Raw genomic sequence first — 6,186 nt, 5'->3', positions numbered from 1 at the left:
AGCAAAGCTGTGTCCGATCCCGAATACGCGTCACTCAGGGGCTGGCCGATCGGCACCATGATCCTGCTGGCAGGCCGTTGAGGAACTGACGTGCCAACGGCCTCTGACGCTCATCGCTTCGAAGCCGAGGCTCACTTCGGACAGATGGACCGGAGCAGCAAGCCGTTCATCCGCCACATCAACCGGGTCGCAGCTGCCGCGGACACTCGGGCCCGTCATGCCCGACTGACCGACGGCCTGAGGGTTAATGCTGCCACCGTGCTGCAGGCGGCCTACCTTCACGACGTTCTGGAGTGTGTAACACAGTGACCGCTTGCAGGCGCGCGAACGCGCCCGCGTCGGGAGATGAGGTCATGGCGAAGCTCCGGATGGGGCAGGAGGAGGCGGCGAGCAACTTGCGCTGAGAAGCCTCAGGACAAGCTTGAGGGGCCGGGGTGATGCGTTTCGAGGCAGATGCTGTTCAGGTGCGGGACAGGCGCGAGTGGCGCTACTGGCTCGTGATCAGTGGCCTATTCCTCGGCGTCGCCTTCACCGTAGCCTGGTGCGGAATGATCCTGGCTTCGACCTGGTGGCTGTACGTGCGTCTGAGCGGGTAGATCAGCCGGTACGCGCGGCTGGGCTCGCATGTCCGAAAAAGCCGATCGTCAATGACTGACGGCGGTTGTTGGCGCAGCCTGCTTTGCGCCAAGGCGAACCTCTGACAGGGCTTGATCAATCTCGCGCATGATCCAGCGTTTCAGACGGAGTTTCTGAAATCGCGTCGTGGCGGCCTCCCCCGAGCAGCAGCATAGCAATCTATGCCATCGGTAAACCTCTGCTCACAGTGAACAACGTGCACCCATTGCGACAACATCAAGAATTGGACTTTAGTCCAAGACAGCATGCTTCCGACGTTGAAACAAAAAACTCGTCGCGGCGTGTGTCGGGCGGGATCAAGATTGTGGAAGTGTCAGTGAACTTCCACCGCCGTCCATGAGGCAGGTGCCCGGGCAGCACAAGGCGACAAAGACCCCGCGCGGCGGGTGCCGGCAGGGCTAGACCGACAACGGAGCGAAAAGGCTATCTCCGAGCCGCCATCATGTCGTGCGTCAGGACCGTTAGCTTACCAATCAAGCCGGTGATGTCGGCGCCTTTGCACGACCACTGCGTGCCAACTGCCTCACCATCTGCAGACACGGACACGACGGCTACTGAGCGCAACTTGCCCTCCCGTGCCAGGGCGAGCTGGTCCTGCAGCACCTTAATCACTGATGCGATGTCCGCATCTGGACTAGCGGGTGCCACCCGGGGAGAAAACGGGATGACGGTGGCGCTATTTGGTGGCCCATATTTGCTCACGGTCATATCCTGTCCAGGCCTCGATAGTCAGGGTGTGCGCGAGATCTTGGGACGGAGTGTGGCAGCTTGTCTGTGTTGGCCATGAACGGCCTGCCGTGTGGCCGTGAGAACATGCGCAGCTGCAGCAAATCACGCTCTGGCAGCTCCGCAAATCAAGGACTCCTCATCCTGCTGTCTGCCTCGGCCACTCGCCCGGCCCGGCGCCGTCCACTCGATAAAGCAGGCGCTCCACCTATTGCTTGTTCGCCGTGACGACATCCCTCGCCAACCGAGCAGCCTTCAGGCGCGCTATCTTTTCATCTGCGGCGTTTTTAGATGGCTCGGCTCTCGCAGCCCACCCATGAGGGTTCTGCGTTTTGGTAAAAGCCGCTTCTGCCTGCTTACGCTCTTTACTCTGATGGTCTGGCACGTTGGGCTTTCCCTGAATTCTGAACACTCGCTGCGCATACAAGTGCTCGGCAGGTATTAAGTGCGCCTTTTCACTTCCTCACCCGTACTCCAAGCCCGCTACCGTTCTCTGGGATGAACTCGACGCCGGCGGCCTCAGCCCATCCGTCGGCGCGCTCGAGCGAGAAAGCCCTTGATGCCACCTTCGTCCGCGGGTTGGTCTGTCGCAGGCGCGGCGTCGCCCTCCCGATCGGCATCAATCAGCTCGTGCAGGGCTTGCGTGAGCATTGGAGGCCAGGGCTCCCCATACTCTTGAAGGAGTGCTGCGGCCTTCGCCAGGGCTTGGATCTGCTGCTGGGTGATGTCCGCGCCCATCATGTGCGCATGGAGCACGCGATCGGTGAGCGCACTCGTCAGACGATGCACCTCAGCCAGAGCTTGGCATCGCGGCTCTGCGGCTACACTCATTTCCGGTAACCCTTCGCCTTCAGGTGCTCGGTGTAGCGCACCGTAGCTCCCATCCGCTAGGACCCAGCGGGCCATGTCCAATGTGCCCCCTTTTATTTGCTCAGCTTCACCATGCGAACGATGGCCAACGCCGTGGGCGCCGCGCCCATCCTGCGGTCTGGCGTCACTACCCGATAAGTTTGCGCTGCGTCCGACAGCTCGGACGTTTCGCTGGATCACTCCCGGTCGACAGCAACGAGACTAAGACCTTGGGCGACACGCTGAGCGTTCTGAAGTGCAGCAATCACATCCGGGATCCGGCTCAATGGAATGCGGAGGCCTTTCGCAGTCTCTGCCATCGTGCCGCGACCGTTAGCGGCCGCGATGCGCAACTCGACTCCGACGCTCCCGCGCTTCTCACGCAGGCTCACACGGATGTTTTCCCTGGCTGCCCGCGGGATCTCGGCAACGATCCGATCAAGGGGCAGCATCGGACAGGTCCACACCCACGCGGCCGGCGACCCAGGTTAGGCTGCCGAGTGCACGGCGATGCCGGGTCTGTTTCTTCTCCGCACCTCGAGTTGAGGGACCAACGTGGTTGAGGGCAGCGAGCTCGCCCTGATGAAATCGAGCGAGAGAGCGGAGGCGAGGAGCACGATCGCCCGGCGGCATTCGCAGCACCTCGATGGCGCCGGGCACTCTCACGTGGGTACCTGCTGGAGACGCATCAGCGCCCGGGCTGCCGCATCGAAATCCGCATATTGGCCGATGGCCGAGCCGTTGGGGCGGAAGGCGTAGGCGTTGCCGCCTTCGGAACGGACGATGGAGCCGAGGAGAGTGCCCTTCGAGAAGATTTCGAACGCCACAGACGGAGCCTCAGGTACGCATTACAATTTAATTTGATAATTATGCCTTGAGTTGAGGAAAAGTTCAAATCCTGCTGTTGGGCTCAAGACGCGACCGGACCGGATGGCTCAATGCTTGACCCGACGGGCCAATTGCCCAATTAGGTCGCCGTCCCGAGACGCGCGAGCAGGATTACCTGCCGGCCGGAACACTCCTCAAAAACCAAGATTGGCGCGACCTGCATAACCTGCGGGGCGAGCACTTGCGCCTATTCCAATCACAGGCTGGCGCGCTCGGCGCTGGTCATCATCAGCACCCGAAACCCGCTCCTCCCAGAGGTGCGGGTTTTTTCGTGCCCGAGGAACCTCAATGACAATCGAACTGACATCCATGCTGGTCGAGATCGCCAACGGCGCGCTGGGAGTTTCAGGCGTCTATGCCGCGAAGTTCATCGCTCGAGGAGTGCGCGCCTCCTGGTGCGATGGATCCCTTCGAGCTGCACGTGCGAAACTCGCCCGCCTGTTGGATCCCCGCCGTGACCAGCCAATTCGATCGGGGCCTGACGGCCGGCGCACTCGCTCATCAAATCGCAGGAGCCATGGTCGGCGGTCGCGACGTCGTTGATCCTCGCGTAACCAGCCCTGTGCATTCTACCCGCGAGCCATGTTGCGTATCGGCTCCGTCGTGCGATCCACGACACGCCCCGCCAGCCTGTGATCAGATCGGGCGGCGGGGCCGCTTGTCGGCGCTGCCTACGCTGTCCTACCTACCAAGCATGGCAGGCCCACAGACTATCGGCGATCTCTACAAGGCGGAGCTCATCCTTGAGGCGGAGGTGGCTGCGGCCGTCGACGCCTACATGGACAATCCCAGGACAACAACGTTCGTCTTCGCGGGCGGGTACAGCATCAACCTCATGGCGGCCGTGCGCGCGCAGCCGTCGGCGAAGAAGCTGATCAACGATCCCGAAGCCAGCGAGGGGCTGAAGCGTGCCGCCGTACGCAAGGCGATTCTGCTGGCACGACCGGTGAAGGGGTGATCTGGCCTTGGAACGCTGGGGCAACCGTGACATGGCAGCAGCATGAAGACGGACGGTCGGCAGGTATGTGAGGTCAAGGTTGAGGGCAGCTGGCGCCTTGTCACGCTTGATGAGGTGCTGACCCGGTATCGAATGGACAGGAAGCGCTGCCCCATGTGTCACGGGCTGGTGGTTGTCTACGGTGCCTACACACCCAGCGCCCGCCCAATTCTCGCGCATTATCGAAAGCATGCCGGCTGCTCGCTGAACCGCGAGACCTATTCCGGCACACCCTCGCCGCACCCTAAGGCACTGACCTGAACCTTCCAAAAGGCCACGTTGCGACCCCAGCCTGAGGTTCAGCCGTTGATCAGCAATCTCGCGATGGCTCTTTAGGCATTCGAATTCCGGAATGCCCGGGAAATTAAATTCCGGGGAAGGACTGAGATTCTGGGCCGGCCAAATTTTTTCTCCGCAAAAGAGAGCCTCTGTGATGGGGTCCTTAAGAGCACTCAGCCTTTTTGCCCCCGGGTACCCCTCAGACCAGGCCGAACCGGACCATCCTTGCTCGGATGCTCTTTTTCTGGTGGCAGCTTCCGCAGAGCACCTGCACGTTGCTCCTATCCAGTGGGGCTCCGCCATCTCGCAGTTCTTCGATGTGATCCAGGTACACGGTATCGGGGGTGGCGCTGCAGGTCTCACAGCGTCGTCCTCTCTCTGCAATGACGGCGCTTCGGAATTGCTGCCAGGCCGCCGTGCTGTAGAACTTCAGTGAGGGATCCGCCTGCAGGCGAGCCTTATAGCTGCGGGTGTTGAATGGTTTGACGGTTCGCGTGTCGATGGGGGTCAACAGCGGCTTGATCTGACGAAGGCGCGGGCGCTTCATATTATCCTCCTACGCATCACACAGACTGAGCAGGGTGATACATAGGCGAGGTTAAATCGACGGGGTTGATGTTCTGCTGGGCTGCTTATCCCCCGCTACAAGGAGGTGGGCCGAGGTCCTCAAATCAATTCCAGCGGCGCCATTTCGAAACCCTGGCCAAATTCATCGGCCGAATGCAAATTCGATTTTTGCTCTCGAATTAAATTCGCGATCGGGCAATTCGCTGCCTCGTTGATTAGGCGGTGACTCGGCCCACGAGATAATTCGAATTGGAATTTGCGCTCGCGCTGCCTGCGCACGAACAGGGTGCCGGGCGTGAGCAGGCACCGAGATAAATGCCCATATCGCTTCCCGCTCTTGCAGAAGTTTCCAGGCGGCGTAATTCTCTGGGGCATGAACGTCGAGACGCATTACCTCCTGCGCCGGGAAGAGCCGCGGTCGAACCTTCGGGATCTCGATGCCGTGGTGTTGACGGCTGACGTGCGCACGGACGACGGCGATGTCATGAAGGCCGGCACCGAAGGCACTGTGGTCGGTATCTGGCGTGATGGCGCCGCCTACGAGGTCGAATTCCCCGAGCCTATGGGTGCGCTTGCTACGGTCCCAGCGGATCAGCTCCGTCGGCCATAGAGGCCGTGTGTTCCTGGCGACTTAATTGGCCGAGTCACCGCTCCCTTCATGCGGAGAAGGTGAGCGGGTATCTCCTAAATCCCAATCACCAAAAGAATGGCGGCAAGGCGCAATTCTTTTTGGGTTTTGGTTGGACCGCGGCCGATCCGGAAACCTTCTCCATCGCGCTCCTGGAGCATGCTCGGCCGGAGCTCCTAGTCAATGAAGCCATATCCCCGATGGGCGATCTCAAGCTGATCTTCGAGGGTCCTGTACCGGCGCCTGATGGCAGGACACCGAACGTGCGATCCGTCTGGCAGGTGGAGGGCCAGGTACTCCGCTTCGTGACGGCCGTACCCCTGACAGGCCAACCGAGGCCACCGTTGACGATCACCTATTAGATCAGCGGGAATTAATTTGGTCGCTCGATATCTGGGTGACGCCCAGGATAGGGATTGCAGGCGCTAAATCAGGTGCGCGCTAATCAGCAAGATCCTGCCCTTTGAGTCGCAAGCGCTAATTCGATGCCGAGCTAATTCGAATTGCCGCTGTCGACGGTATTTGGATGCGCCTCGGAGGCACACCTAACGTGGCTGAGGCAGGTTCAATCGGGAAGCTTTTCCAGATTGCCGCTTTGACCAGCCCCCATTTGGTG

10 protein-coding genes are annotated in these 6,186 nt (G+C 60.7%); 4 read left to right on the top strand and 6 right to left on the bottom strand.

Annotated features, from left to right (window positions below; all coding sequences use genetic code 11):
* Positions 1-1,059: 1,059 nt before the first annotated feature.
* The 4 genes from MFF55_RS24050 to MFF55_RS24035 form a co-directional block, all read right to left on the bottom strand.
* Positions 1,060-1,338 carry a hypothetical protein gene (locus MFF55_RS24050; protein ID WP_373874863.1) on the bottom strand — a complete coding sequence of 93 codons (279 nt, stop codon included), beginning with the start codon at positions 1,336-1,338 and terminating at the stop codon, positions 1,060-1,062.
* A 543-nt stretch (positions 1,339-1,881) separates the two neighbouring features.
* Positions 1,882-2,151 carry a hypothetical protein gene (locus MFF55_RS24045; protein WP_238246646.1) on the bottom strand — a complete coding sequence of 90 codons (270 nt, stop codon included), beginning with the start codon at positions 2,149-2,151 and terminating at the stop codon, positions 1,882-1,884.
* A gap of 257 nt (positions 2,152-2,408) precedes the next feature.
* A complete protein-coding gene (locus MFF55_RS24040) occupies positions 2,409-2,663 on the bottom strand; it encodes a hypothetical protein (RefSeq protein WP_238246645.1) in 255 nt (84 codons plus the stop codon).
* A gap of 210 nt (positions 2,664-2,873) precedes the next feature.
* Positions 2,874-3,038, bottom strand: a complete 165-nt coding sequence (locus MFF55_RS24035; RefSeq protein ID WP_238246644.1) for a hypothetical protein — start codon at positions 3,036-3,038, stop codon at positions 2,874-2,876.
* A gap of 815 nt (positions 3,039-3,853) precedes the next feature.
* Here MFF55_RS24035 and MFF55_RS24030 point away from each other — a divergent pair.
* Positions 3,854-4,057, top strand: coding sequence for a hypothetical protein (locus MFF55_RS24030; RefSeq protein WP_238246643.1), 204 nt, complete (start codon positions 3,854-3,856; stop codon positions 4,055-4,057).
* Positions 4,058-4,099: 42 nt separating this feature from the next.
* Positions 4,100-4,357: a hypothetical protein gene (locus tag MFF55_RS24025; RefSeq protein WP_238246642.1), complete on the top strand. Its 258-nt coding sequence runs from the start codon at positions 4,100-4,102 to the stop codon at positions 4,355-4,357.
* Between the two features lie 217 nt (positions 4,358-4,574).
* Here the strand turns inward: MFF55_RS24025 and MFF55_RS24020 are convergent, their stop codons facing one another.
* Complete coding sequence (locus MFF55_RS24020) at positions 4,575-4,922, bottom strand: HNH endonuclease (RefSeq protein WP_238246641.1); 348 nt, start codon at positions 4,920-4,922, stop codon at positions 4,575-4,577.
* Positions 4,923-5,041: 119 nt separating this feature from the next.
* Positions 5,042-5,317 carry a hypothetical protein gene (locus tag MFF55_RS24015; protein ID WP_238246640.1) on the bottom strand — a complete coding sequence of 92 codons (276 nt, stop codon included), beginning with the start codon at positions 5,315-5,317 and terminating at the stop codon, positions 5,042-5,044.
* Between MFF55_RS24015 and MFF55_RS24010 the strand changes: the two genes are divergently transcribed.
* Entirely contained in the window at positions 5,316-5,552 is a 237-nt protein-coding gene (locus MFF55_RS24010) for a DUF4926 domain-containing protein (RefSeq protein ID WP_238246639.1), read from the top strand. The two genes, MFF55_RS24015 and MFF55_RS24010, sit on opposite strands and share 2 nt — an antisense overlap.
* A gap of 5 nt (positions 5,553-5,557) precedes the next feature.
* Positions 5,558-5,932, top strand: a complete 375-nt coding sequence (locus MFF55_RS24005; protein ID WP_373874862.1) for a DUF6883 domain-containing protein — start codon at positions 5,558-5,560, stop codon at positions 5,930-5,932.
* Positions 5,933-6,186 lie beyond the last annotated feature (254 nt).

The sequence above is a fragment of the Methylobacterium iners genome (genome assembly GCF_022179305.1).
Taxonomy (GTDB): domain Bacteria; phylum Pseudomonadota; class Alphaproteobacteria; order Rhizobiales; family Beijerinckiaceae; genus Methylobacterium; species Methylobacterium iners.
Note: the sequence above shows the minus strand (reverse complement) of the source record. Positions and strands in the feature narration are given on the sequence as shown.

Bases quoted from the DNA above. Each gene is read 5' to 3' on its own strand.
- MFF55_RS24040 (WP_238246645.1), bottom strand. From the start codon at position 2,663: ATGCTGCCCCTTGATCGGATCGTTGCCGAGATCCCGCGGGCAGCCAGG.
- MFF55_RS24020 (WP_238246641.1), bottom strand. From the start codon at position 4,922: ATGAAGCGCCCGCGCCTTCGTCAGATCAAGCCGCTGTTGACCCCCATC.
- MFF55_RS24025 (WP_238246642.1), top strand. From the start codon at position 4,100: ATGAAGACGGACGGTCGGCAGGTATGTGAGGTCAAGGTTGAGGGCAGC.
- MFF55_RS24010 (WP_238246639.1), top strand. From the start codon at position 5,316: ATGAACGTCGAGACGCATTACCTCCTGCGCCGGGAAGAGCCGCGGTCG.
- MFF55_RS24015 (WP_238246640.1), bottom strand. From the start codon at position 5,317: ATGCCCCAGAGAATTACGCCGCCTGGAAACTTCTGCAAGAGCGGGAAG.